The sequence below is a fragment of the Pseudomonas sp. P4_C8 genome (genome assembly GCF_056401975.1).
In genome coordinates this window covers 96,356-122,668 of record NZ_JBFUIH010000005.1, presented here as the reverse complement: position 1 = coordinate 122,668, position 26,313 = coordinate 96,356, and the positions used below count along the sequence as shown (strand labels likewise).

General features: G+C 58.8%; 24 protein-coding genes and 1 pseudogene. 11 read left to right on the top strand and 14 right to left on the bottom strand.

Annotated features, from left to right (window positions below; all coding sequences use genetic code 11):
* Nucleotides 1-154: 154 nt before the first annotated feature.
* The 5 genes and pseudogenes from AC1DWM_RS04415 to AC1DWM_RS04395 all read left to right on the top strand — a co-directional run.
* On the top strand, nucleotides 155-703 hold the full coding sequence (locus tag AC1DWM_RS04415; RefSeq protein WP_477794701.1) for a sugar ABC transporter ATPase: 549 nt from the start codon (nucleotides 155-157) through the stop codon (nucleotides 701-703).
* A 185-nt stretch (nucleotides 704-888) separates the two neighbouring features.
* A complete protein-coding gene (gene guaB, locus AC1DWM_RS04410) occupies nucleotides 889-2,358 on the top strand; it encodes an IMP dehydrogenase (protein WP_223512163.1) in 1,470 nt (489 codons plus the stop codon).
* Between the two features lie 83 nt (nucleotides 2,359-2,441).
* Nucleotides 2,442-4,019, top strand: a complete 1,578-nt coding sequence (guaA, locus tag AC1DWM_RS04405; protein ID WP_223512161.1) for a glutamine-hydrolyzing GMP synthase — start codon at nucleotides 2,442-2,444, stop codon at nucleotides 4,017-4,019.
* Between the two features lie 214 nt (nucleotides 4,020-4,233).
* On the top strand, nucleotides 4,234-5,610 hold the full coding sequence (locus AC1DWM_RS04400) for a multicopper oxidase family protein (protein ID WP_223512159.1): 1,377 nt from the start codon (nucleotides 4,234-4,236) through the stop codon (nucleotides 5,608-5,610).
* Nucleotides 5,610-5,918 (top strand): annotated as a pseudogene (locus tag AC1DWM_RS04395) (nucleoside deaminase); the annotation flags it as partial. The gene AC1DWM_RS04400 and the pseudogene AC1DWM_RS04395, both read left to right, overlap by 1 nt.
* A 107-nt stretch (nucleotides 5,919-6,025) precedes the next feature.
* Here AC1DWM_RS04395 and cmoB read toward each other — a convergent pair.
* The 7 genes from cmoB to lon form a co-directional block, all read right to left on the bottom strand.
* Nucleotides 6,026-6,982 carry a tRNA 5-methoxyuridine(34)/uridine 5-oxyacetic acid(34) synthase CmoB gene (cmoB, locus tag AC1DWM_RS04390; RefSeq protein WP_477794700.1) on the bottom strand — a complete coding sequence of 319 codons (957 nt, stop codon included), beginning with the start codon at nucleotides 6,980-6,982 and terminating at the stop codon, nucleotides 6,026-6,028.
* A complete protein-coding gene (gene cmoA / locus AC1DWM_RS04385) occupies nucleotides 6,979-7,722 on the bottom strand; it encodes a carboxy-S-adenosyl-L-methionine synthase CmoA (protein WP_059406353.1) in 744 nt (247 codons plus the stop codon). The genes cmoB and cmoA overlap by 4 nt, the downstream gene beginning before the upstream one ends.
* A gap of 205 nt (nucleotides 7,723-7,927) precedes the next feature.
* Nucleotides 7,928-8,389, bottom strand: coding sequence for a hypothetical protein (locus AC1DWM_RS04380; protein WP_223512152.1), 462 nt, complete (start codon nucleotides 8,387-8,389; stop codon nucleotides 7,928-7,930).
* A 167-nt stretch (nucleotides 8,390-8,556) separates the two neighbouring features.
* Nucleotides 8,557-9,192, bottom strand: coding sequence for a lysoplasmalogenase (locus tag AC1DWM_RS04375; protein ID WP_477794699.1), 636 nt, complete (start codon nucleotides 9,190-9,192; stop codon nucleotides 8,557-8,559).
* Nucleotides 9,193-9,194: 2 nt separating this feature from the next.
* On the bottom strand, nucleotides 9,195-9,587 hold the full coding sequence (locus AC1DWM_RS04370; protein WP_477794698.1) for a protease inhibitor I42 family protein: 393 nt from the start codon (nucleotides 9,585-9,587) through the stop codon (nucleotides 9,195-9,197).
* 135 nt (nucleotides 9,588-9,722) lie between these two features.
* Nucleotides 9,723-10,151 carry a hypothetical protein gene (locus tag AC1DWM_RS04365; RefSeq protein WP_223512149.1) on the bottom strand — a complete coding sequence of 143 codons (429 nt, stop codon included), beginning with the start codon at nucleotides 10,149-10,151 and terminating at the stop codon, nucleotides 9,723-9,725.
* Nucleotides 10,152-10,324: 173 nt separating this feature from the next.
* Complete coding sequence (gene lon / locus AC1DWM_RS04360; protein ID WP_477794697.1) at nucleotides 10,325-12,742, bottom strand: endopeptidase La; 2,418 nt, start codon at nucleotides 12,740-12,742, stop codon at nucleotides 10,325-10,327.
* 759 nt (nucleotides 12,743-13,501) lie between these two features.
* Here lon and AC1DWM_RS04355 point away from each other — a divergent pair.
* Nucleotides 13,502-13,861 carry a hypothetical protein gene (locus tag AC1DWM_RS04355; RefSeq protein ID WP_477794696.1) on the top strand — a complete coding sequence of 120 codons (360 nt, stop codon included), beginning with the start codon at nucleotides 13,502-13,504 and terminating at the stop codon, nucleotides 13,859-13,861.
* A 282-nt stretch (nucleotides 13,862-14,143) separates the two neighbouring features.
* On the opposite strand, the gene nagE is transcribed toward AC1DWM_RS04355, so the two are convergent.
* The 7 genes from nagE to AC1DWM_RS04320 form a co-directional block, all read right to left on the bottom strand.
* The gene (nagE, locus tag AC1DWM_RS04350) at nucleotides 14,144-15,859 is read right to left on the bottom strand and encodes an N-acetylglucosamine-specific PTS transporter subunit IIBC (protein WP_477794695.1); all 1,716 of its coding nucleotides are present in this window, start codon (nucleotides 15,857-15,859) and stop codon (nucleotides 14,144-14,146) included.
* Nucleotides 15,860-15,905: 46 nt separating this feature from the next.
* Nucleotides 15,906-18,422 (bottom strand): phosphoenolpyruvate--protein phosphotransferase, encoded by a 2,517-nt coding sequence (gene ptsP / locus AC1DWM_RS04345; protein ID WP_477794694.1) that lies wholly within the window; start codon nucleotides 18,420-18,422, stop codon nucleotides 15,906-15,908.
* 153 nt (nucleotides 18,423-18,575) lie between these two features.
* Nucleotides 18,576-19,598 (bottom strand): SIS domain-containing protein, encoded by a 1,023-nt coding sequence (locus AC1DWM_RS04340; RefSeq protein WP_477794693.1) that lies wholly within the window; start codon nucleotides 19,596-19,598, stop codon nucleotides 18,576-18,578.
* On the bottom strand, nucleotides 19,579-20,685 hold the full coding sequence (gene nagA, locus AC1DWM_RS04335; RefSeq protein ID WP_223512031.1) for an N-acetylglucosamine-6-phosphate deacetylase: 1,107 nt from the start codon (nucleotides 20,683-20,685) through the stop codon (nucleotides 19,579-19,581). The genes AC1DWM_RS04340 and nagA overlap by 20 nt, the downstream gene beginning before the upstream one ends.
* 15 nt (nucleotides 20,686-20,700) lie before the next feature.
* Entirely contained in the window at nucleotides 20,701-21,432 is a 732-nt protein-coding gene (locus AC1DWM_RS04330; protein WP_477794692.1) for a GntR family transcriptional regulator, read from the bottom strand.
* Nucleotides 21,433-21,771: 339 nt separating this feature from the next.
* Nucleotides 21,772-22,275, bottom strand: coding sequence for a L,D-transpeptidase family protein (locus tag AC1DWM_RS04325; protein WP_223512029.1), 504 nt, complete (start codon nucleotides 22,273-22,275; stop codon nucleotides 21,772-21,774).
* A gap of 46 nt (nucleotides 22,276-22,321) precedes the next feature.
* On the bottom strand, nucleotides 22,322-22,873 hold the full coding sequence (locus AC1DWM_RS04320; protein ID WP_223512027.1) for an NUDIX hydrolase: 552 nt from the start codon (nucleotides 22,871-22,873) through the stop codon (nucleotides 22,322-22,324).
* A gap of 80 nt (nucleotides 22,874-22,953) precedes the next feature.
* Here AC1DWM_RS04320 and AC1DWM_RS04315 point away from each other — a divergent pair, with 80 nt between their 5' ends.
* The 5 genes from AC1DWM_RS04315 to purT all read left to right on the top strand — a co-directional run bounded on the left by AC1DWM_RS04315 (nucleotide 22,954) and on the right by purT (nucleotide 26,281).
* Entirely contained in the window at nucleotides 22,954-23,553 is a 600-nt protein-coding gene (locus tag AC1DWM_RS04315; protein WP_223512025.1) for a CoA pyrophosphatase, read from the top strand.
* Between the two features lie 65 nt (nucleotides 23,554-23,618).
* Nucleotides 23,619-24,143 (top strand): gamma carbonic anhydrase family protein, encoded by a 525-nt coding sequence (locus tag AC1DWM_RS04310; protein WP_007954617.1) that lies wholly within the window; start codon nucleotides 23,619-23,621, stop codon nucleotides 24,141-24,143.
* On the top strand, nucleotides 24,140-24,355 hold the full coding sequence (locus AC1DWM_RS04305; protein WP_223512023.1) for a DUF1289 domain-containing protein: 216 nt from the start codon (nucleotides 24,140-24,142) through the stop codon (nucleotides 24,353-24,355). The genes AC1DWM_RS04310 and AC1DWM_RS04305 overlap by 4 nt, the downstream gene beginning before the upstream one ends.
* A gap of 187 nt (nucleotides 24,356-24,542) precedes the next feature.
* Complete coding sequence (locus tag AC1DWM_RS04300) at nucleotides 24,543-25,010, top strand: 7-cyano-7-deazaguanine/7-aminomethyl-7-deazaguanine transporter (RefSeq protein ID WP_223512022.1); 468 nt, start codon at nucleotides 24,543-24,545, stop codon at nucleotides 25,008-25,010.
* A gap of 89 nt (nucleotides 25,011-25,099) precedes the next feature.
* Complete coding sequence (gene purT, locus AC1DWM_RS04295; protein ID WP_477794691.1) at nucleotides 25,100-26,281, top strand: formate-dependent phosphoribosylglycinamide formyltransferase; 1,182 nt, start codon at nucleotides 25,100-25,102, stop codon at nucleotides 26,279-26,281.
* The last annotated feature ends 32 nt before the right edge of the window (nucleotides 26,282-26,313 follow it).

The following is a 26,313-nucleotide window of genomic DNA, read 5'->3' as shown; positions in this document are numbered from 1 at the left end:
CGTCAGGTATTAAGCTGCCGCCCGCAAAACCTGTAGGAGTGAGCCTGCTCGCGATAGCGGTGTATCAGTCGACAACATTATTGAATGTTAAACCGCTATCGCGAGCAGGCTCACTCCTACAAGGGTGATCATTCAGAATTTGCAGGGCCGCACCATGAATTCACAAAGCATCATCGTCCCGAAAATCTCCACGTTGCCGGTCCATGAACCCCGGGCTCGCGCGGTGGTGCGGTGGCTGGTGCGCAAGAACATCGTCCAGGAAGAATTGACCACCTGTGGCCGCACCGGCAACCGAATGGGTCACGCCATCGCTGACGGTGCCCGCGCGGTGGTGCTGCACCCGGAAGCGCTGCCGTTTGGCGAGTCGATCAATGGCCTGGAGATCGTCACCAAACGCTGCATCTATACGCCGGCCAAAGGTTTCCTTGAAGAGGCTGGCTGTGCCGAGTGCCGCAAGGAAGTCGGCGAAGCGCTGTTCGAAAGCCTGGAAGACTGGATGCCGGGCCGCACCGATAATTTCACCTGCCCCGAATGCGGGCATGAAGATGACATCAACGGCTTTCTTTTCTTGCAGGAATGCGGTTTTTCCAACTTGGGATTTATCTTCAACAACTGGGCAGAAGCCGGGTTTAAGCAGAGCTTTATCGACGAATTCGCCGATTGGCTGGATCAGCCGGTCAGTTGGGTGAAAGTCGAGTTGTAGGAGCACAGCTTGCTGGCGATGGCGGACTTAAGGACGCCATCGCCAGCAAGCTGTGCTCCTACAGAATTCGGGGTTAAATGCCCGTCAATCGACAGTATCGATAATAGACAGAGTTTTACATTGAACCCGAGGGGGTGTCTGACTATAATGGCGCGCTTCCATTTTCCCGCTCGGGAGCCCCCGCGATGCTGCGTATCAGCCAAGAAGCTCTGACATTCGACGACATTCTCCTAGTGCCTGGTTATTCCGAGGTGCTTCCTAACGAAGTCAGTCTCAAGACCCGCCTAACCCGTGGCATCGAGCTGAATATTCCTCTGGTTTCTGCCGCCATGGACACCGTTACTGAAGCCCGTCTGGCAATCGCCATGGCTCAGGAAGGTGGCATCGGCATTATCCACAAGAACATGACCATCGAGCAGCAAGCTGCCGAAGTGCGTAAGGTCAAGCGTTATGAAGCCGGCGTGGTCAAGGACCCGATCACTATCGAGGCTGATGCCACGGTTCGTGAACTGTTCGAATTGACCCGCATGCACAACATCTCCGGCGTTCCGGTACTGCACGATGGCGACCTGGTCGGCATCGTCACTTCCCGTGACGTGCGTTTCGAGAACCGTATGGACGTCTCCGTCCGTGAAGTGATGACGCCTAAAGAGCGTCTGGTCACGGTCAAGGAAGGCGCCGACAAGCACGACGTTCGCGAGCTGTTGCACAAACACCGCATCGAACGCGTACTGATCGTCGACGACAAATTTGCCCTCAAAGGCATGATGACCGTCAACGACATCGAAAAAGCCAAGGCTTACCCGCTGGCCAGCAAGGACGATCAAGGTCGTCTGCGTGTGGGCGCTGCCGTCGGTACCGGTAAAGACACCGGTGATCGCGTCGCTGCCCTGGTCAACGCCGGCGTTGACGTGGTGGTGGTCGACACCGCACACGGTCACTCCAAAGGCGTGATCGACCGCGTTCGTTGGGTCAAACAGAATTTCCCTGAAGTGCAGGTCATCGGCGGCAACATTGCCACCGGCGCTGCCGCCTTGGCTTTGGCCGAAGCAGGCGCTGACGCGGTCAAGGTCGGTATCGGCCCTGGCTCGATCTGCACCACCCGTATCGTCGCCGGTGTCGGCGTCCCGCAAATCAGTGCCATCGCCAACGTCGCCGCTGCCCTTGAAGGCACTGGCGTTCCGTTGATCGCCGACGGCGGCATCCGTTTCTCCGGTGACCTGTCCAAGGCCATCGTAGCCGGTGCTTCCTGCGTGATGATGGGCTCGATGTTCGCCGGTACTGAAGAAGCGCCGGGCGAGATCGAACTGTTCCAGGGTCGTTCGTACAAGGCTTACCGTGGCATGGGCTCGCTGGGCGCCATGTCCCAGGCTCAAGGTTCCTCCGACCGTTACTTCCAGGACTCTTCGGCAGGCGCCGAGAAGCTGGTTCCGGAAGGCATCGAAGGGCGTGTTCCTTACAAGGGCACCCTGAGCGCCATCATCCATCAGCTGATGGGCGGCCTGCGTTCCTCGATGGGTTACACCGGCAGTGCCGACATCGAAGAAATGCGCACCAAGCCTGAGTTCGTGCGGATCACCGGTGCTGGCATGGCCGAGTCCCACGTTCACGACGTACAAATCACCAAAGAAGCGCCAAACTACCGCGTAGGTTGAGGCTTCCAGCAAAAAGTTAAGTAACCGGGGCTGTTTTATTCAGCCCCGAGTTGTTTCTGAACTACATAGACGAGACTGACTTCATGGCCCTCGACATTCACGCTCACCGCATCCTGATCCTCGACTTCGGTTCCCAGTACACCCAGCTGATCGCTCGCCGCGTGCGTGAAATCGGCGTGTACTGCGAACTGCATCCGTTCGACATGGACGACGAAGCGATTCGCGAATTCGCGCCAAAAGGCGTCATTCTCGCCGGCGGCCCCGAGTCCGTGCACGTCGCCGACAGCCCGCGCTGCCCGCAAGCGGTGTTTGACCTGGGGATACCGGTCTTCGGTATCTGCTACGGCATGCAGACCATGGCTGAACAGCTGGGTGGCAAGGTCGAAGGTTCCGAGCTGCGTGAGTTCGGTTACGCTCGCGTTGACGTGGTCGGCAAGAGCCGCCTGCTCGACGGCATCGAAGACCACATCGACGCCGACGGCCTGTTCGGCCTCGACGTGTGGATGAGCCACGGTGACAAAGTCACCAAAATGCCGCAGGAATTCCACATCCTGGCCAGCACCCCGAGCTGCCCGATTGCCGGTATGTTCGACGACGCTCGCGGTTACTACGGCGTGCAGTTCCACCCGGAAGTGACCCACACCAAGCAGGGTGGACGCATCCTGTCGCGCTTCATCCTCGACATCTGCGGCTGTGAAGCCCTGTGGACGCCTTCGAAGATTGCTGAAGACGCCATTGCCAACATTCGCGCCCAGGTCGGCAGCGACAACGTACTACTCGGCCTGTCCGGTGGTGTGGATTCCTCGGTGGTTGCCGCGCTGCTGCACAAAGCCATCGGCGACCAACTGACCTGCGTATTCGTCGACAACGGCCTGCTGCGTCTGCACGAAGGCGAGCAAGTGATGGCCATGTTCGCCGAGAACATGGGCGTCAAAGTGATCCGCGCCAACGCTGAAGATCAGTTCCTGGACAACCTGGCCGGCGAGTCCGATCCGGAGAAGAAACGCAAGATCATCGGCCGTACCTTCATCGACGTGTTTGATGCCCAGTCCAACAAACTGGACAACATCAAGTACCTCGCTCAAGGCACTATCTACCCGGACGTGATCGAGTCGGCTGGCGCCAAAAGCGGCAAGGCTCATGTGATCAAGTCGCACCACAACGTGGGTGGCCTGCCGGAAGAAATGAACCTCAAGCTGGTTGAACCCCTGCGCGAGCTGTTCAAGGACGAAGTCCGTCGTCTGGGCCTCGAACTGGGCCTGCCGTACGACATGGTCTACCGTCATCCGTTCCCGGGCCCGGGTCTGGGTGTGCGCATCCTCGGTGAAGTGAAGAAGGAATACGCCGACCTGCTGCGTCGTGCCGACCACATCTTCATCGAAGAACTGCGCAAGGCCGACTGGTACCACAAGGTCAGCCAGGCATTCGTGGTGTTCCAGCCAGTGAAATCGGTTGGCGTGGTGGGCGATGGCCGTCGTTACGCTTGGGTTGTTGCCCTGCGTGCCGTAGAAACCATCGACTTCATGACCGCACGTTGGGCACACCTGCCTTACGAGCTGCTGGAAACCGTCAGCGGCCGCATCATCAACGAAATCGAAGGCATCTCCCGCGTTACTTACGACGTGTCGAGCAAGCCGCCGGCGACGATTGAGTGGGAATGATCCCGCGCAAACCTTGAAGGTTTGATCGCAGGTTGCAATAAAGGCCGTGTGAACACTGTTCACACGGCCTTTTGCGTTTTATCCACAGGGGCAAATCCGCAGGCCTGCGTCTGCGCGTCACGGTCGCTTTGCTGTTTCTTTCACAACTGCGGGTGTATCGTATTCGCCTTTTGCGGGCCTGGGCCTGCCGCTTTCATGTGAGGTAGTTGAGTTCATGTCCTTTACCCGTCGACAAATACTCGGTGGTCTGGCCGGTCTTGTGGTGGTTGGCGTGGGGGCTGGTGGCGCGTCGCGTTACTGGCTGGGCAAGATGGCCGATGCTGATGCGGGCCACGACTATGAGTTGATTGCGGCGCCGCTGGACGTCGAGCTGGTTGCGGGTCACACCACCCAGGCCTGGGCATTTGGCCCGTCGGCGCCGGGCACTGAATTGCGCGCCCGTCAGGGCGACTGGTTGCGGGTGCGGTTTATCAACCACCTGCCGGTAGCGACCACCATTCACTGGCACGGCATCCGCCTGCCGCTGGAGATGGACGGCGTGCCGTATGTCTCGCAACTGCCGGTATTGCCGGGTGAGTATTTCGACTACAAGTTCCGTGTGCCTGACGCCGGCAGCTACTGGTATCACCCGCATGTAAACAGCAGTGAAGAGCTGGGTCGCGGGCTGGTTGGCCCGCTTATTATCGAAGAGCGCGAACCTACCGGTTTCAAGTATGAAAAAACCCTGAGCCTGAAGAGCTGGCACGTCGATGAAGAAGGTGCGTTCGTCGCGTTCAGCATTCCTCGCGAAGCCGCGCGCGGCGGTACGGCGGGACGTTTGTCGACCATCAATGGCGTCTCGCAAGCGGTGATCGACTTGCCCGCCGGGCAGATCACTCGTGTTCGCTTGCTCAACCTCGATAACACGTTGACCTATCGCTTGAACATTCCTGGCGTCGAAGCGCAGATATACGCACTGGACGGCAACCCCATCGAGCCGCGCCCGCTGGGCAAGGAATACTGGCTCGGCCCGGGTATGCGTATCTGTCTGGCAATCAAGGCACCGCCGGCCGGTGAAGAATTATCCCTGCGCAACGGTCCGGTACGCTTGGGTACGTTCCGTTCGGTGGCAAATAGCGATGCACTGACCGAATGGCCGCCTGCGCTGCCCGCCAACCCGGTGGCTGAGCCGGACCTGGCCAATGCCGAGAAACTCAACTTCAATTTCGAGTGGGTCGGTTCTGTGTCGGTCAACGTCGAAAACGGTAAACCGCCGAGCCTGTGGCAAATCAACGGCAAGGCGTGGGACATCACGGACAAGACCTGCGCAGACCGGCCGATTGCCAAGCTTGAGAAGGGCAAGAGCTACATTTTCGAATTGAAGAACATGACTCAGTATCAACACCCAATTCACCTGCATGGCATGAGTTTCAAGGTCATCGCCTCGAACCGGCACAAGGTCATTCCGTACTTCACCGACACGTATCTGTTGGGCAAGAACGAGCGTGCGCAAGTGGCGCTGGTGGCGGATAACCCGGGCATCTGGATGTTCCATTGCCATGTGATCGATCACATGGAAACCGGCCTGATGGCCGCCATCGAGGTGGCGTGATGCGTCAGATTCGTCCAACCGCCATCATCGACCGCAGCCGTGATCGCGACTTCATGCGTGAAGCCCTGGCCTTGGCGGCTCAAGGTGCCGCGCTTGGCGAAGTGCCGGTGGGCGCGGTGCTGGTGCAGGACGGTGAAATCATTGGTCGCGGCTTCAATTGCCCGATCAGCGGCAACGATCCGAGTGCCCATGCCGAGATGGTCGCGATTCGCGCCGCGTCCTTGGCCGTGAGCAACTATCGCCTGCCGGGCAGCACGCTGTACGTGACACTGGAGCCGTGCAGCATGTGCGCAGGTTTGATCGTGCATTAGTGAGCCTGCTCGCGATAGCGGTCTGACAGTCACATCAATATTGACTGTCAGACCGCTATCGCGAGCAGGCTCACTCCTACAGGGTTATGCGGTGTTTGATAGATTTACTTACGGGCAACAATCACCGCACGCATCGGCGCCGGCAGTCCTTCAATCGTCTTGCTGTGATCGTCCGGATCAAGGAAGTCACTCAACGATTGATACTTCATCCACTCCGTCCCGCGCTGTTCTTCGACCGTGGTCACGCTCACATCCACGCAACGCACATCCGTAAACCCGGCACGGCGCAACCACAACTCCAGCGCCGGTACCGACGGCAGGAACCACACGTTGCGCATCTGCGCGTAACGGTCTTCCGGCACCAGCACCTGTTGTTGATCGCCCTCGATCACCAGCGTCTCCAGCACCAACTCGCCACCCTTGACCAGGCAATCTTTCAGCGCCAGCAAATGCTCGATCGGCGAACGACGGTGATAGAACACGCCCATGGAAAATACCGTATCAAAGCCTTCCAGCTCCGGCGGCAGGTCTTCGAACGGGAACGGCAAATGCCAGGCATTCGGTTCGGACAGGTAGCGTTGCACCGCCTGGAACTGACAGAAGAACAGCCAGTTCGGGTCAACGCCGATCACGCTGTCGGCCCCGGCACCGAGCATGCGCCACATGTAATAGCCATTGCCGCAACCGACATCGAGGATGCGTTTGCCCTTCAGATCCAGGTGCGGGGCGACGCGCGACCATTTCCAGTCCGAGCGCCATTCGGTGTCGACGTGCACGCCAAACAGATCAAACGGCCCTTTGCGCCATGGCGACAAACCCATCAGCGCAGTACGCATCTGCGCGCGGGTTTCGTCGTCGCAATCGGTGTCCAGCATCAGGCCATTGAGCAAGTCGACGTCGCTCGGCTGAATCTTCGGCAAGGCATCCAGCGCACTTTGCCAGCGCTCAAGGTCGCCGTGACCCTTCTCCATTTTCTTGTCGAGTTGCGCTTGCAGAGTGTTGGCCCAGTCGGCCAGCGGTGTACCGGCCAGACGGCGGGCGAGGGGGGACAAATCAATCATGGCAAGGCAATCAACGAGGCAAAGTTAAGACACTGGAACCACGGCACGACTTTCGAGAACCCGGCGGCCAGCAGGCGCTCGCGGTGTTCTTCGAGGCTGTCGGGCTTCATGACATTTTCGATGGCGCTGCGCTTCTGGGCGATTTCCAGTTCGCTGTAGCCGTTGGCGCGTTTGAAGGCGACGTGCAGGTCGGTGAGCAGCGCGTGTTCTTCGGGATCATTGAAACGCAGCTTCTCCGACAGGATCAGCGCACCGCCCGGCAACAGCGACTGGCGGATGCGCGACAGCAATGCCGTGCGCTGCTCCGGGGCAATGAATTGCAGGGTGAAGTTCAGCGCCACCACCGAGGCCGGTTGAAACTCAAGGGCGAGGATGTCGCCTTCGATCACTTCCACCGGCAGCAACTCCTGGAACATCGAGTCCTGACCGTTGAGGTATTCGCGGCAGCGTTCGACCATCGCCGCCGAGTTATCCACAGCGATGACGCGGCAGCCGTCGGTGCGCACGTGACGGCGCAAGGCCTGGGTCACGGCGCCCAACGACGAACCGAGGTCGTAGAGCACGCTGTTGGGCTGGGCGAACTGTGCGGCGAGCACGCCGAGGTTTTCCACGATGGTCGGATAACCCGGCACCGAGCGCTTGATCATGTCCGGGAACACCCGCACCACGTCCTCGTTAAAGGCGAAGTCAGGCACCTGGGCCAAAGGCTGGGCGAAAAGGCGATCGGGTTCTTTGCTCACGGCGGTTCCAGCGGCGTTGATGGAAAGGCCGGCATTTTAGCCAAATTGACGGGGGGATGCGCGGGTTGTCTGATAAAGCGTGTCGTTGACCATGGGAAAACGATATCGCCCGCACTGAGAAATTGAAGGCAGGGAGGCATGTCAGGTTCAGAACGGTTGACTCCGACATTTTGGAGTCAGCCGTTCAGGGGTGAATAACGTATTCTTACAGCGAATAAACGATAACCTTGGAGTTGGAATGCCCTTTAAGCGTAAGTTTTTCGTCGTATTTGTTTTTTACAGTCAGGTCTAACGTAAAGTTGTAGCTTAAATGATTAACTTTTTTGGTGACAGTAGCTGTTACAGAGCCTGAAATGGCAGGGTAGTCGATTCCGTGAGTTAAGCCGGATACTGAAGAGTACTCGGTATACTGGATTTTAAAAAAAGGTGAGTCGCTTGCACCGATCAAGTAGGTTCCATCTTTGATCTCGTCTTTGAACTCAATCCATAGGAGTTTTCTGTTTTGAATGCTTTCAAAGTTTGCGCGGGTTATCAGGATGGTTTTTTGACCGTCAGAGAGGTATTGCGTGGCCTGACTTTTAAATTCTACCCGATCTGGAATTGCTAGTTTCGTTTCGGCGCTGACATACACCTCCAAATCCAATGCGCTCTTTTCTATATCGCTCATACTGATACTTCCATTCAAGTGAGTAGTAGATTTACGCACTTGAAGAGTAAGACACGCTTTGCTATGTAGGCTACTGTCAGATCTGACAGGTTTTTATGCTGTTTCGCTCTAGTTAAAGATTTCTATACGCATAAAATTAATCTGCAAAAATCAGCCAGGCAAAGAAATCAGCGCACCCTTTGGGAAAACGCTGATGCCGTAATCCCCCATTGCCCCAGCCAATAACTGAGGATGATCACATAGGGCGCTGCGTCGAATGGTGCGACAAAACGGCTGATGCCAATCACGCTGTCGGAAAACACAAACGCCACCGCACCTGCCGCAGCCAGCAGCGCCGAGCGTTTGGGGACTTCAGTGCCCAGCCGAGCCAGTGCCCGCCAGAGCATGGCACTGATGGCCAAGCCGTAAACAATCACCGGGATCAGCAATGGACCGAGGCCGTGAGAGATCAAAATCCCCAACAACACAGCGCCGACACCCAACGCAATCACCAATGGCAACACCGCCAAACGCCGGCAATCGCTCAAATAGGCTTTGAGATAAGCCAGATGCGCGACCAGAAACGCGCCAAGGCCAAACACAAACAAATCCCCCGGCCATGCCAGCAACACATCGCCGAGCAGCGAGAAAATCAGGCCAAGGCTGATCCAGCGGCGATAGTCGCCGGGCGGCGCGTCATGCAGCCAACCGAGCAAGGCCAGCACTGGCATTGGTTTGACCAGCAGGCAGAGCATCGTTGCATGCATGCTCACGCCATACAGAAAGGTCACTGCGCCCATCAGCGCCAGAATGAGCCAGCCCACGATCAGTTAACCGAGATCGCGCAATCGAAAGTTTCCACCGGCAATACCTCCGGGGCCCAGGGTTGTTGTGATGTCAGACGCAAGCGCCCGGTGCCGGCGGTGAACGCCTGAAAGCGCCAGGTCGAAATGCCGGCGCTGCCGACGATCCCGGCGTCTTCCGGGTTGCTGTAAACCTCGGGGCTGAGCGCATGCAACACACCACCGGCCGAATCCTGAATCGCCCAGCGGTAACCCGTCGACGGGTTGCTAGGCAGGGTCAGGATCAGATTTTGCCCGCTGTTTAGTTTCACCGGGCATTGGCTTTGTTTTACCACGGTCACGTTCTGTTTTGGTTGCGTGGCGCAGGCGGCCAGCAAGGACAGGGCGAAGAGAACAAACAGGCGGGTGGGGGACATGGGGTCAGTGGCTCCGGCGTTCACGACGAACGGTGAGCATAACTCAAGTGGCTTCGGATGCTAATTGGCACAGCGTCAAAAGTCGCACCGACGACTTGCCTTGGTCGTCGGCAGGTTCAGCCATTTTTTAACTTGTCAGGGAATTTGAATACCGAAAAAGCTTTTAATAAGTAACGATTCTTGATCGACCAAAAATCTAATATTCAGGTGGCCGTAATAAAGTTTTTTTATCGGATCGAGACATATCGTTATCTCGCCGTCTTGTGGGGTGGCGTCAAAGTATTGATTGTCTTTCCTGCCGTGATAACCAATTTTGATGCGTTCTTTCTCCAGTGGGTAGTTGTAGCGTCCATTCGCAGGCAAATCCTGTTGTCCGTTACCCGGAATGCCATCCACAATATCTATCGTAAAATCAAAACCGGTATCGCCCTGCCAGTGTGAGCCTTGCAGCATGACAACGTTGCCGTAGATGGTTCCATACAGTTTGCTGGCTAGAACAATTTCATTGTTGATGTCCAAGTGCCAAAGGCCAGTGGCCGCCTGTTGAACGGGTGGGTTTTTCATTGCCTGCTCCGGATTTAGAATTGTGAATGTCTAGTCCGGTTAATCTAGGGAAGTGTTGACGGCAGCGTCCACTGTCATAAATAACAGTGTTCAATATCATTTCTCTATAGGGGGGCGTTATTTAAAGCATAAAGCGAACGCTGCCAATCGAGATTGGCAGCGTATTAGTCAGGTCAGAACAATATCTTCGCCACATCCGCAAAACGCTTGGCGAAGTGCACGGTAATCCCTTCCTTCAGATAGTCCGGCAGTTCATCAAAACTGCCACGGTTAGGTTCCGGCAAGATCAATTCAAAGATCTTCTGCCGCCGCGCTGCAATCACCTTCTCACGCACCCCGCCAATCGGCAGGACATGCCCGGTCAATGTCAGTTCGCCGGTCATTGCCACGCCTTTTTTCGGCGGCTGGTTGCGTGCGAGCGAGAGCAGGGCACTGGCCATGGTCACGCCAGCGCTCGGGCCGTCTTTGGGGGTGGCGCCTTCCGGGACGTGCAGGTGGACGAAAGCTTCGTCGAAGAACTTCGGATCACCGCCAAACGACTTCAGATTGGAGCTGACGTAGCTGTAGGCGATTTCCGCCGACTCTTTCATCACGTCACCCAATTGCCCGGTGAGTTTGAAGCCACGGTTCAGCGTGTGGATCCGCGTCGCTTCAATCGGCAAGGTCGCGCCGCCCATGCTGGTCCAGGCAAGACCGGTGATAACGCCGGTGCCGGACAGCACTTGCTCGTTGCGGAACACCGGATGACCGAGTGAGGCTTCGAGGTCTTTCGGGCCGAGTTTGATCACTGCTTTGGGTTCGTCGATCAACTTCACCACGGCTTTGCGCACCAGTTTGCCCAATTGTTTCTCCAACTGACGCACGCCGGCTTCACGGGCATAACCGTCGATCAATGCTTTGAGGGCACTGTCGCTGATACTCAGGCTGCCTTTGGACACACCGGCCTTTTCCAGTTGCTTGGGCCACAGGTGGCGTTTGGCGATGGCGATTTTTTCTTCGGTGATGTAACCCGACAGGCGAATCACTTCCATGCGGTCCAGCAACGGGCCGGGGATCGAGTCCAAGGTGTTTGCGGTGCACACGAACAGCACTTTCGACAGGTCCAGACGCAGGTCCAGGTAGTGGTCGAGGAATTCGACGTTCTGTTCCGGGTCGAGGGTTTCCAGCAGCGCCGAGGCCGGGTCGCCCTGGTAGCTTTGGCCCATCTTGTCGATTTCGTCGAGCATGATCACCGGGTTCATCACTTCGACGTCTTTCAACGCCTGCACCAGTTTGCCCGGTTGCGCGCCGATGTATGTGCGGCGATGGCCCTTGATCTCGGCTTCGTCGCGCATGCCACCGAGGCTGAAGCGGTAGAACGGTCGGCCCAAGGATTCGGCGATGGATTTGCCGACACTGGTTTTACCCACACCCGGTGGGCCGACCAGCAAAACGATGGAGCCGCTGATCTCGCCTTTGTAAGCACCGACCGCGAGGAATTCGAGGATGCGGTCCTTGATGTCATCGAGGCCGGCGTGGTGTTTGTCGAGGACCTTGCGCGCGTGCTTGAGGTCGAGTTTGTCCTCGCCGTACACGCCCCACGGCACTGAGGTCGCCCAGTCGAGGTAGTTACGGGTGACCGCGTACTCCGGTGAGCCGGTCTCGAGGATCGACAGCTTGTTCATTTCCTCTTCGATGCGTTTCTGCGCCTGCGCAGAGAGCACTTTGCCAGTCAGGCGTTGCTCGAACTGCTCAATGTCGGCGCTGCGGTCGTCCTTGGTCAGGCCCAGCTCTTGCTGAATGACTTTGAGTTGTTCCTTGAGGAAGAATTCACGCTGATGCTCGCCGATCTTGCGATTAACTTCGGCGGAAATCTCTTTTTGCAGGCGTGCGACTTCGACTTCCTTGCGCAGCATCGGCAGGACTTTTTCCATGCGCTTGAGCATTGGCACACAGTCGAGCACTTCTTGCAGCTCGCTGCCGGTGGCCGAGGTCAGGGCGGCGGCGAAATCGGTCAGCGGCGACGGATCGTTGGGGCTGAAGCGGTTGAGGTAGTTTTTCAGCTCTTCGCTGTACAGCGGGTTGAGCGGCAGCAGTTCCTTGATCGCGTTGATCAGCGCCATGCCGTAAGCCTTGACCTCGTCGGTCGGCTCGGTCGGCTGGTGCGGGTATTCGACTTCCACCAGGTACGGCGGGCGGTGGTGCTTGAGCCAGGTTTTGATGCGCACCCGGGTCAGGCCCTGGGCGACGAATTGCAGTTTGCCGTTTTCACGACTGGCGTGGTGCACCTTGACCAGCGTGCCGTACTCCGGCAGTGCGCTGGTGTTGAAGTGGCGCGGGTCTTCCTGGGGGGCGTCCATGTAGAACAGGGCCAGGGAGTGGTGATCGGCTTTGCTGACCAGGTCCAGTGTCTCGGCCCACGGTTCTTCATTGACGATGACCGGCAGCACTTGGGCCGGGAAGAATGGGCGGTTGTGGATCGGGATGATGTAGACCTTGTCCGGCAGGTTCTGGCCGGGCAGGGCGAGGCCTTTGCCGGTGGTGTGGTGTTCGATTTGCTCGGCTTCGTCGTACTCGTTTGGGTCTTCGGGGAATTCTTGCTGGTCGCTCATGGGGCACCTGCGCATTGGGTATGGGTGTTAGATGGGGCAGGTGGGGGGTGGTTTCAATGGTTCGGGATATTTCAGAGTGTGTGTTCAGGGTTTGGACAGGTGCTTTTGACTTGGCGGCCTACGGGCCGACCATGTTGTTGGTTTTGGTGTATATATCCGTTTCTGCGGTAACGGCCACTTAGGGTTTCGCCCTTACGGCGCCTCACTTTTTTTTCAAACGCCAAAAAAAAGTAAGCAAAAAAAGGCTCGCCCCGAGCGTCCGGCCCCTCGCTAAGGCTCGGCGTTCCTTCGCTCCGGTATCCATCCGGGGACACTGCCCTCCGGTCGGCTTCGCTTCGACCTACATGCAGCGTGTTCGACTGCGTCGAACGGCGCTACGCGYCACTCCCCGGATGAACACCTCCACTCAGCCTCCCGAAGGGGCGGGTGGATCAAGATCAAAAGCTGCAGGCGAGCTAACGCTCGGCCTGATGAGTGGTGARGAGCAAAGGCGGTACGCCGATCTACTGTAGGAGCTGGCTTGCCAGCGAAGGCGGCCTGAAAGCCGACCAATCTCTTGCAGGTGTACACATTCCCTGTGGGAGCTGCGGTGCGGCGCTGTAACGGCTACATCGCTCGAGGAAATATCCGACAATTTTTTCAGGTTGTCCGTCGGAAGTGCCACGTCCAACCTTTGTCCATCACAAACACTTCAATCCACTTGAGGTTCAAAGATGGAATCGCCGGACGCAATTACTCAAGATTACCTGGAGACTACAGATGGCGACGCCCCATAGCGGTCACGTCCTCTCATCCGCCCTGGACACCTTGGTCAAAAAACCTTTGAATCAAGCAGATGACGCTGCGCTGGTCAGCGCTGCCAAAGCTGTTTGGTACTCTAGTTTGAATCTTGAGAGTGAAGTAACTGCTTTTCTGAACTGCCACACTGATGAGGTGGAAGTTCGGCGTGCAGGCTATTTGCTCGAACGGTTTACTCGTTTTGCGTGCGTGTCCGATAGCCGCGTGTCGGAAACCCTCAATGCTCTTGAGCTTTTTGCGTACTCGACTTCCAAGCAAGGGGAGGCGCCATATGCAGTCGTACCCCTTCGTAGGCGCTGTGATGTACTTGCCGTCTCTTGAGGGCTGAATGAAGGCCTCGGCCTGAAGGCTCAAGCTCTCATGCCATTCCAGACTCGGCATTACGAGGCGAAGCAGCGCGCAACGTCTGCTTGAGCTTAAGTGGGGGGCATCCCGATCCGCAGGGATAGTTGAAATGAACAAGCCCGCAGGGCCGGTCATGGTCTGCTGCGGGCGTTGAGTCCAAGGTGTTATTTAGGGCTCGCTCCCACAGTGGATCTATGTACGCCGAACCATTGTGGGAGCGAGCCTGCTCGCGATGACGGGTTGCCAGGCGTCAGAGATTCAGACCTTGGCACTCACCTCACTACGATTCACCAGCGCTTCCAGTGCATCGCTCAAATTCGCGGCTTTGTCTCCAATCAGCAGGTGCCAAATACCACCCTCCAACTGACTGACACCCAGACACCCCAGCGCCTTCAAATCACACTCCGACAGCGACTTGCCATCCGCCAGTTGCAGCCGGATCCGGGTCATGGCGATGCAGTCCATCTGCAATACGTTCTCGCCGCCCCCCAACGCATTCAGCCATTGCTGCGCTTCCGGAATGGCTACCGCAGCAGGTTTCGGCGCATCGATCACATCAGCAGGAGAAGACACAATGGCGCGTCCCAACGCCGGCATCGCCAAGCGGATCTCATCTGCAATGCTGTCCGCCATCGGTCCGACCACCACCTGCAAACTCCCGCCTTTACCTGGACGCACAACCGCCATCGCCCCCAGCGCTTTCAACTCGGCATCGTTTGCCTGGTTGCGATCCACCATGTCCAGTCGCAACCGTGTCGTGCAGGCGCCGACTGTGATCAAATTCTGCGCTCCACCCAGCGCCTTGATATACGCCCCGGCCCGTTCGTTTTCAGTGACCACGACCTTCTCGCCAGCAGACACCTCTTCACGTCCTGGCGTCTTGAGGTTGAAGCGGCGAATGCAGAAGTCGAACACCACGTAGTAGATCACCGCATAGGCCAGTCCGACGGGCACCACCAACCAGCCATTGGTGGACTTGCCCCAGCCGAGAATCATGTCTATGAAACCGCCGGAGAAGGTGAACCCCAGATGGATGTTCAGCGCATTGGTGATCGCCATCGACAGGCCCGTCAGCAGCGCATGCAATAAAAAGAGCAATGGCGCGAGGAACATGAAAGCGAATTCGACGGGTTCAGTCACACCGGTAAGGAACGAGGTGAGCGCCATTGACAGGAAAATCCCGCCCATGACCTTGCGCCGTTCCGGCAGGGCGTTGCGGTACATCGCCAGGCACGCGGCGGGCAGGCCGAAGAGCATCATCGGGAACATGCCGGTGGTGAATTGGCCGCCCTTGGGGTCGCCGGCAAAGTAGCGTGAGATATCGCCGGTCACCAGTGCACCCGTGGTCGGGTCGGTGAAGTTACCGAAGACGAACCACGCCATGTTGTTGATGATGTGATGCAGGCCAGTGACGATCAGCAGGCGGTTGAGCACACCGAAGACGAAAGCGCCGATGCTGCCGCTTTCCATCAGCAGGGCACCGAAGCTGTTGATACCTTGCTGGATCGGCGGCCAGATCAGACCGAACACCACGCCAAGCCCGACAGCGGCAAACCCGGTAACAATCGGCACAAAGCGCCGGCCACCGAAGAATGCCAGATACTCCGGCAGCTTGATGTCCTTGAAGCGGTTGTACAGCGCACCGGCCATCAAACCGCTGACGATCCCGGCAAGCATGCCCATGTTGATGCTCGCATCCAGCACCTTGAGGGTGGAGATCATCACCAGGTAACCAATCACCCCGGCCAAGCCTGCGGTGCCGTTGTTGTCCTTGGCGAAACCGACCGCGATGCCGATGGCGAAGATCATCGCCAGATTGGCGAATATCACCTGGCCGGCATCGTGGATGATCGCGATGTTCAGCAAATCGGTATCGCCCAGGCGCAGCAGCAATCCGGCAATAGGCAGGATCGCGATCGGCAGCATCAGTGCGCGGCCGAGGCGCTGCAGGCCCTCGATGAAAAGTTGGTACATGGCGGTTTTCCCTGTGTTCTTTTTGTTTTAGAGCTGTAGTTGTTCTTCAGCTCAGAGGCCATTGCTGATGACAGGCGTGACGCACGGCCGCCGCGCTGCTCAACTTGAGCAGGTCGTGGCTGATGCGTCGGCATTCATTGGCGTCCAAATGACGGACCCGGTCTTTGATTTCACCGATTTGCACCGGGCTGACCGACAACTCGCGCACGCCCAGGCCAATCAATACAGGCGTGGCCAGCGGGTCGGAGGCGAGTGCGCCGCAGACGCCGACCCAGCGGTGATGCGCTGCCGCCCCGGCGCAGGTTTGCGCAATCAGTCGCAGCAGCGCCGGATGCAGGGCGTCGACGCGCGAAGCGAGGCCGGCGTGGTCGCGATCCATGGCCAGGGTGTACTGGGACAAATCGTTGGTACCGATGGACAGGAAGTCCGCGTGTTCTGCCAACTGCTCGGCCAGCAATGCCGCGGCCGGGACTTCGATCATCACCCCCAGTTCCGGTCGCTCACTGACACCGAGCTCAGAACACAGCGCATCAAGGCGTCGACGGATGTGCAGCAGTTCGTCGACCTCAGTGACCATCGGCAACAGAATGCGACAACGCGACAGCGGGCTGATGTGCAGCAGCGCACGCAATTGCTGATCGAGTAATTCCGGGCGGACCTGAGCGAGGCGAATACCGCGCAGGCCAAGCACCGGATTGGCCTCGGCCGGCAAGGGCAAATAGTCGAGTTGCTTGTCGCCGCCGACATCGATGGTGCGGATGATCACCGACTTGTTGCCCATGGCATCGAGCACGGCTTGATAGGCGATCCGTTGTTCTTCTTCGTCCGGCGCGGTGTGGCGGTCGACAAACAGAAACTCGGTTCGCAGCAGACCGACGCCATCGGCGCCATTGGCCAGCGCGTCGGCGGCTTCAGCGCTGGACGCAACATTGGCGGCCACTTCGATCTGTACACCGTCGCGGGTCAACGCCGGGGTATGGGCCTGAGCCTGTTGCTCGGCGCGACGTTGTTGATGATCGAGCTGTGCCTGGCGCACTTGAGCCAGGCGTTCGGTGGTCGGCGCCAGTTCGAGGCGACCGCCATCGGCGTCCAGCACCATCGCCTGGCCTTGCGGTTGCGCAAGCAATGTCGAACCCAGCGCCACCATGCAGGGCAGACCTTTGCCGCGGGCAAGAATCGCCACGTGGGACGTCGCGCCGCCCTCGGCCATGCACAACCCGGCGACGCCTTGCTGGCTCAGTTGCAACAGATCGGACGGGGTCAGTTCATGCGCGGCGACGATGGCGCCCGCCGGTACGTCGTAATGCCAGGTTTCGCCGAGCAAGGCGCGCAACACGCGTTGTTTGAGGTCGCGCAGATCGTTGGCGCGTTCGGYCAGCAACGGGCTGCCCAGTTGTTGGAGAACCTCGCACTGTGCCTCGATCGATTGGCTCCAGGCGTGAGTCGCTGCCTTGCCTTGGGCGATGGATGTGTTCGCCACGTCCAGCAGTGCCGGGTCTTCGAGCAGGGCGAGGTGCGCGGCGAAGATCGCTTCTTCGTCAGTGTTCTTGTTCTTCTTTGCCTGGGCCCGCGTGTGGTCGATGTCGTTGCGAACGACATTCAGCGCAGTCTCGAGGGCTAGCAGTTGTTGCTCGGAATCGTGGTGGCCGGCGTCCACCGGCAGGCTGATCGCGTTCAACCGGAACAACGGCCCGGCGACCAACCCTGGTGCGGCGCAAACACCGTGCAGCACGCCGGCTTCGGGCGCTCGATGGCGCTGGACACTCGGTGTGGGAGCGCCTGCGTGGTTGTCTTCGGCCAGCGCCGTGGACAAGGCCAGCAGCAACGCTTGCAGTGCCGCTTCGGCATCCGGTCCCCGGCTGCTGACTTGCACTTCGTCCTGTTCGCCGACGGCCAGTGCCATCAAGCCGATCAAGCTGTCACAGCTCGCCGATTTGCCGGCGAAATGCAGCTGCGATTTACTTTTGAAGCCTTGTGCCGTTTGCCGGATCAGCGCCGCTGGCCGGGCATGCAAACCACCCCGATGGGCGATGCACACGTGGCCGACGATTTCTTCGCCCGAGGGCACCGCGTCAGCCTGCGCACCGGGTGCCACTCGGCGAATGATGTGCAGCAGCGGCTCGCCGACCTTCACCGATTTGAGAGTGATCGGCCGCGCTTGAAAATCCTCGCTGTTGGTCAGGATCATCAGGCTGACCAGGCTTTTGCACTGCTGCGCAACCTTGTCCAGGTCATAGCGCAACAGCGGCTGGCCATTGCTGACACGCGCGCCTTCCTTGACCAGCATCGAGAAGCCTTCGCCCTGCAACTCGACCGTGTCGAGGCCCAGATGCAGCAGCAGTTCGGCGCCGTTGTCGGCGCGCAAGGTGATCGCGTGTCCGGTCCGGGCCACATGGACCACCACGCCGGCGCAGGGTGCGTGAAGGGTGTCGTTCAGCGGGTCGATGGCGATCCCGTCGCCCATGGCGCCGCTGGCGAACACCGGGTCCGGGACTCTGGCGAGCGTGAGCACCGGGCCGCTGAGCGGGGCGCTGAGGGTCAGCTCTTTATTGTTGTTATGCATGGCTCGGTCTCATTAAAAAACAACAGTTCGGATCAACTGGCCCTGTAGCAGCTGTCGAGTGCAACGAGGCTGCGATCGGTTCAAAGCAGGATCAAAAGATCGCAGCCTCGTTACACTCGACAGCTGCTACGGGGTAATTCGTTTGCCGTTCGATTAGTGCGTGCGCGTGACTTTGCTCAAGTGCCGGGGTTGATCCGGGTCCATTCCACGGGTGACCGCTAAACCGGCGGCCATGACATAGAAGCTCTGGATCGCCAGGATCGGGTCGAGGCTCGGGTGTTCGGCGCGGGTCAGGGTGAGGTCGCGTTCGGCGATGTCATCGGGCGCTGCCAGCAACACCCGGGCACCGCGTTGGCGCATGTCGGCGGCGAGGCTCAACAAGCCGGCCTGCTCGACACCGCGAGGGGCGAAGATCAGCAGTGGATAGTTTTCGTCGATCAATGCCATCGGGCCGTGGCGGACTTCGGCGCTGCTGAACGCTTCAGCCTGAATCGCCGAGGTCTCCTTGAACTTCAGCGCAGCTTCCTGGGCGATTGCGAAACCGGCGCCACGACCGATCACCATCAGGCGCTGGCAGTCGCGCAGGGCGTCGATGGCTGCGCTCCAGTCCTGCTGCGCCGCATCACGCAGACCTTCCGGCAGGGCGTTGCTCGCTTCCAGCATTTCGACATCGTCTTTCCAATGCGCGATCAGGCGGGCACTGGCGCTAAGCGTCGCGATAAAACTTTTGGTCGCGGCGACGCTGCTTTCGGTGCCAGCCAACAGCGGCAGGCTGAATTCACACGCCGCTTCCAATGGCGAACCTTCGGCGTTGACCATGGAAATGCTCAACGCGCCGCGCTTGCGCAGCAGGCGCAGGCTGTTCACCAGGTCAGGACTTTGTCCGGACTGCGAGAAGGCGAACGCCACTTGGCCACTGACCTTCAACGGCGCTTGCTGCATGGTCACTACCGACATCGGCAACGACGCCACCGGAATGCCTAGCAGTTGCATGGTCAGGTAAGCGAAGTAACTGGCGGCATGATCGGAGCTGCCGCGCGCGACGGTCATGACCACTTGCGGCGGCTGACGACGCAGGCGTCCGGCGATCTCGATCATCTGTGGGTCGAGCTGTTGCAGTTGGGCTTGCACGGCCTCAAACGAGGACAGCGCCTCTTCAAGCATTTTTGAAGTCAATGTCTTCTCCTTCGACCATGACGGCGGTCAGTGTGAGTGAGCGATCCAGCCGTACGCAGTCGGCCCAGCTGCCGGGGGTGAGGCGGCCGCGTTCTTGAAGGCCGAGGTAATCGGCGGGGAATTGAGAAAGACGCTGCGAGGCTTCGCTGATCGGCAAACCGATTTTCACCAGATTGCGCAATGCCTGATCCATGGTCAGGGTGCTGCCGGCCAGCGTGCCGTCGGGCAAGCGCACACCGCCCAGACATTTGGTCACGGTGTGGCTGCCGAGTTTGTATTCACCGTCCGGCATGCCAGCGGCGGCGGTGGAATCGGTGACGCAATACAGGCAAGGGATCGAGCGCAGGGCCACGCGGATTGCGCCGGGGTGTACGTGGAGCAAGTCCGGGATCAGCTCGGCGTATTTGGCGTGGGCCAGCGCCGCGCCGACAATGCCCGGCTCACGGTGATGCAACGGGCTCATGGCGTTATAGAGATGAGTGAAACTGCTGGCGCCGGCCGCCAGCGCAGCGACGCCTTCCTCGTAACTGCCGAGGGTATGGCCGATCTGCATGCGCACGCCGCGAGCGCTGAGGGCGCGGATCAGAGCGTCATGCCCCGCGATTTCCGGGGCAATTGTGATCACCCGGATGGGTGCCAGCGCCAGGTATTCTTCGACCTCAGCCATCAATGCGGTGTGGGCGAAGTTCGGCTGGGCGCCGAGTTTGCCGGGGTTGATGTACGGGCCTTCGAGGTGCACACCGAGTACGCGGGCGCTGCCGGTCGGGCGCTGCTCACAGAACTCGCCGACCGCTTTGAGCACGCTGGAAATCTCTTCGCTCGGCGCGGTCATGGTGGTCGCCAGCAGCGACGTCGTGCCGAAGCGCACATGGGTTCTGGTAATGGTCTCGAAAGCACTTGCGCCTTCCATGATGTCTTTGCCACCGCCGCCATGTACGTGCAGGTCGATGAAACCCGGCAGCAGGTAAGGCAAATCGTTTTCGCACGGATCGCAGGGCACACCTTCGATCGACACGACTTTACCGTGCTCGTGAATCAGCCGGCCGCGAACCCAGCCGTGGGTTGTGAGGATGTTGTCTTCGGACATGATCAGCTCTCTCGTTTAGCGGCGCAGCTCTGCCACAAAGTCGTAGTAATCGTTGCGGCAATAGGTATCGGTGACTTCGATGGGGGTGTTGTCTTCCAGGTAGCCGACCCGGGTCATCAGCAGCATGGCGGTGCCGGGGGCGATGCCGACCAAAGAGGCGAACTCGTCCGAGGCGTTGATCGCCTGGATGTGTTGCAACGCGCGCACGACCGGTTTGCCGATGCCATCGAGGTATTCGTAGAGGGAGTCGCCCACGGTATGCGGCTTGGGAATGATCGATGCGGGCAGGGTGCTCATCTCGATGGCCATTACCGTGTCGTCGGCTTTGCGCAGACGTTTGAGGCGCGCGACCTTGTCGTTGGGCGAGAGACCCAGGCGAATCAGTTCTTCGTGGGTCGGCGGGGTGATCTCACGTTCCAGCCATTGCGAGCCGGGAACGAAGCCTTTGAGCCGGAGCATTTCGCTGAAGCCCGAGAGCCGTGACAGTGGTTGTTCCAGGCGAGGGGTAATGAAGGTGCCGGAACCTTGATTGCGACGGATCAGGCCTTGCTCGAACAGGACTTCCAGCGCTTTGCGTGCGGTGACGCGGGAGATGCCCAGCAATTCACTAAGATTGCGCTCCGAGGGCATCGCTTGCTCGGCTTTCCATTGGCCGGCATGGATCGCGGCTTCCAGATTACGCGCCAGTTGCAGGTACAACGGCGTGGGTTGGGTGTCGTCAGGGCGTAGGGCCTGGAGGTCGTTCATGTAGTTTTGGTCCGATGCGGATGTAGGATTGTTGTCGCCCGGTTGTGGGGCGAAACTAATACCACTTAAATACCATGTCAATGCCAGTACTTTGCTGTAGGCGTGCACAAGCCCGTCCTGATGAGCGGGCTTATAGGGTGGTGGATTGAAGTGGTATTAACGATGGGGGTTTTGAACGCAAAGATCGCAGTCTGCGGTGACGCTTGCGCGGGGAATTGGTATCACCCCGGCAGGCGTAGTCACAGGCTGCGAACTTTTGAAATTATTTTTTTGCTGGCGACCGAAGGTAGCGATTCAGATCATTCCCACGCGGAGCGCAGGAACGATCATTGCCGGGTGTTACGGGCGGATTTCAATCATCGTGCCGTCCGGCACCAGGTTCCAGACTTCGCGCATGTCCATGTTGCGCATGGCGATGCAGCCGTCGGTCCAGTCCAGGGTGTGGAACAGGTTTTCAGGGTTTTCCTCGGTGTCCGGCGTACCGTGGATCATGATCATGCCTCCGGGTTCGACACCCTCTCGGCGCGAACGGGCGGAGTCGCTGATGTTCGGGTAGGAGATGTGCATCGCCAGATTGAAGCGGTCGCTGACCTTGCGCCAGTCCACCCAATAGAGGCCTTCAGGCGTGCGTTTGTCACCCTCCATCAGTTTTGGGCCTTGGGGATGCTTGCCCAAGGATATGCGATAGGTCTTGAGCGGTTTGCCGTCATTGATCAATTGCAATTGGTGGGCGGATTTCAAGATCAGGATTTTTTCGATGGCTCCGCCATTCAGGGTTTCCGCAACGGAAGCCTGTGACATGGCAATGAACGACAAGCAAAACACGGCAAGCAACCAGCGCATTGAAACGATATCCCTAGAGGTGTCGGCTATTTTAGTTATAGATGTTTTAAGTGATGGCATGCTGAGCCAGCGGCGGGATCGATTCGGACCGCACGGGATAGACCTCGGTCCTCCGGTCAGCAAAGAAGCATTCTAGGGTACGGCCCACCGTGCGGAAAGCCAGGTCGGACCAAGGGATGTCGGCTTCTTCGAAAAGCTGCACTTCCAGGCTTTCGGGCCCGGCTGAAAAGTCCAGGTCCACAAGCTCTGCGCGAAAGAATACGTGCACCTGGCTGATGTGTGGCACGTCGATCAACGTATAGATACTCAGGTTGCGTACCCGGGCGCAGGCTTCTTCGGCGGTTTCGCGGATGGCCGCCTGCTCGATGGTTTCACCGTTTTCCATGAAACCGGCAGGCAGGGTCCAGTAACCGAGCCGCGGCTCGATGGCGCGTCGACACAGCAACACTTTCGAGCCCCAGGTTGCAACACAACCGGCGACGATGTTGGGGTTCTGGTAGTGAATCGTATGGCAGCTGTCGCAGACAAATCGCAGGCGCGAATCGCCTTCGGGAATGCGCTGGGTCACCGGGTTGCCGCACTGACTGCAAAATTTCATGCTTGGGTTCCTGAATGGCGCGCAACGCGGCTCGCCAGCAAACGTCAACAGACCCTACGGCTAATAAATCGAGAAGTCTCATGCTGGACGAGCTACTGCATCGAGTAAGCAACCACACTCCACGCACACTGGAAACCGACAAACGTTTCCCTGAAGCCGCGGTATTGGTGCCCATCACTCGCAGTGATGAACCGGAACTGGTTCTGACCCTGCGCGCCAGCGGGCTCTCGACCCATGGTGGTGAAGTGGCCTTTCCCGGCGGTCGACGCGATCCCGAGGACCCTGACCTGATTTTCACCGCGCTACGTGAGGCCGAAGAAGAAATCGGCCTGCCGCCAGGTCTGGTTGAAGTGATCGGCCCGCTTAGCCCGCTGATCTCATTGCACGGCATCAAGGTCACGCCTTATGTCGGGGTGATTCCGGATTTTGTAGAGTATCGGGCCAACGATGCCGAGATAGCTGCCGTCTTTAGTGTGCCGCTGGAATTCTTCCGCAAGGACCCGCGCGAACACACCCATCGCATCGATTACCAGGGCCGTAGCTGGTACGTGCCAAGTTACCGTTATGGTGAATTCAAAATCTGGGGCCTGACGGCGATTATGATCGTCGAGTTGATCAACCTGCTCTATGACGCGAAAATCAGCCTGCATCAACCGCCCAAGAGTTTTATCAACATCTGAAGCCATCGTTCGTATGGCGTGAACCGTGCTGTGTATGAGCCTGCCTGGCCTTGAGGACAACAAGAATGAAATATCGCCTGGGCGACGCCCGCGTCGAAACCCATCCGCAGAGCTGGGTCGCACCCAATGCTGTGCTGGTGGGCAAGGTCAAACTGGAAGAGGGCGCCAATGTCTGGTTCAACGCCGTGCTGCGGGGCGATAACGAACTGATCCTGATCGGCAAGAACAGCAATGTTCAGGACGGCACGGTGATGCACACCGACATGGGCTACCCGCTGACCATCGGCACCGGCGTGACCATTGGCCATAACGCCATGCTGCATGGTTGCACCGTGGGTGATTACAGCTTGATCGGTATAAACGCGGTCATTCTGAACGGCGCGAAAATTGGCAAAAACTGCATCATCGGCGCCAATTCGCTGATTGGCGAGGGCAAGGAGATTCCCGATGGTTCGCTGGTCATGGGCTCGCCGGGGAAAGTGGTGCGTGAACTGACTGAGCCGCAGAAAAAGATGCTGGAGGCCAGTGCCGCTCACTATGTGCATAACTCGCAGCGCTATGCCCGTGATCTGGTCGAGCAGGAAGAATGAACACCACTGAACGACCGGTGCCATCGCCCTGTGTGAATATTTGCGCATTGGATGACGATGACATTTGCACCGGGTGTCAGCGCACGGTGGAAGAGATTACCCGTTGGAGCCGAATGGACAACGAAGAGCGCCGTAAGGTGTTGGGGTTGTGTCATGAGCGTGCAAAATCCAGCGGGTTGATCTGGATGATCGGAGCAAAATCGGATAAATGAGGTGCGGCCTTCGCGAGCAGGCTCGCTCCCACATTGACTGATGTTGTCCATATCATGTGTGAGCAACACTGAACTAATGTGGGAGCGAGCCTGCTCGCGAAGAGGCCATCACTGCCACCTCCGCTCTTGGTCCATCCTGTCTCCTGAAGTACCCTGTGCGCCAAATTGACAGGTATCCCCACGGCCCATGCTCTTCCTGATCGCCTACATCAGCAGCGTCGTGCTGATCAACTACGCCTTTTCCACCGCCCCGCACCTCGACATCATCTGGTCGGCCTGGGGTGGTCTGGTGTTCGTGCTCCGCGACATGGTGCAGACCCGCTTCGGCCACGGCGCCATCGCAGCTATGCTGGCCGCGTTGGTGTTGTCCTACGTCACCTCCGATCCGTCCATCGCGTTGGCCAGCGCCACGGCATTCGCGGTGTCCGAGTGCATCGACTGGCTGGTGTTCAGCATCACCAAACGCCCGTTGCACGATCGTCTGTGGATAAGTTCGGCGCTGAGCATTCCCCTCGATACCTTCATCTTCTTCGGCATGATCGACGCCTTCACCCCCGGTGTGATCCTCACTGCCATGGGCTCGAAGTTCGCTGGCGTGACCGCCGTGTGGCTGATCATGGCCTGGCGCTTGCGCAAACAGGCCCTCGTCAGCTGAAGCTAAACCCTCTGGTTCATGTAAAATGCCGCGCTTTCTCCCCATGGGAAGCGCGCTTCCCTCGATGATCCGCTTCTTGAGGACCTGAGATGACCCGTATCGGAACTCCATTGTCGCCAACCGCGACCCGCGTATTGCTGTGTGGCTGTGGTGAGTTGGGCAAGGAAGTGGTGATCGAGCTGCAACGCCTGGGCGTTGAAGTAATTGCCGTGGATCGTTACGCCAACGCGCCGGCCATGCAAGTCGCACATCGCAGCCACGTGATCAACATGCTCGATGGCGCTGCCCTGCGTGCAGTGATCGAAGCCGAGAAACCGCACTTCATCGTGCCGGAAATCGAAGCCATCGCCACCGCCACCCTGGTCGAACTGGAAGCTGAAGGCTTCACCGTGATTCCGACCGCGCGGGCTGCACAACTGACCATGAACCGCGAAGGCATCCGTCGCCTGGCCGCCGAAGAGCTGGACTTGCCGACCTCGCCGTACCACTTCGCCGACACCTTTGAGGATTACAGCAAAGCGGTCGAAGACCTCGGCTTCCCGTGCGTGGTCAAGCCGGTGATGAGTTCCTCGGGCAAAGGCCAGAGCCTGTTGCGTAGCGCCGATGACGTCAAAACCGCGTGGGACTACGCGCAAGAAGGCGGTCGCGCCGGTAAAGGGCGTGTGATCATCGAAGGCTTCATCGACTTCGATTACGAAATCACCCTGCTGACCGTGCGTCATGTCGGCGGCACCACGTTCTGTGCGCCGGTCGGTCACCGTCAGGAGAAGGGCGATTATCAGGAATCCTGGCAGCCACAAGCCATGAGCCCGATTGCTTTGGCTGAGTCCGAGCGCGTGGCCAAAGCTGTCACCGAGGCGTTGGGCGGTCGTGGTTTGTTTGGCGTCGAGTTGTTCATCAAAGGTGATCAGGTGTGGTTCAGCGAAGTCTCGCCGCGCCCGCATGACACTGGCCTGGTGACCCTGATTTCTCAGGACCTGTCGCAGTTCGCGCTGCACGCGCGGGCGATTCTGGGGCTGCCGATTCCGTTGATCCGCCAGTTCGGGCCTTCGGCTTCAGCGGTAATTCTGGTGGAAGGACAGTCGACCCAGACCGCTTTCGCCAACCTGGGTGCTGCGTTGAGCGAGCCGGACACGGCGTTGCGTTTGTTTGGCAAGCCAGAGGTGAATGGTCAGCGCCGGATGGGTGTGGCGTTGGCGCGGGATGAATCGATTGAATTGGCTCGCGCCAAGGCTACCCGCGCTTCTCAGGCTGTCGTGGTAGAGCTGTAACCGAGGCGCGGCTATCGCGAGCAAACTCGCTC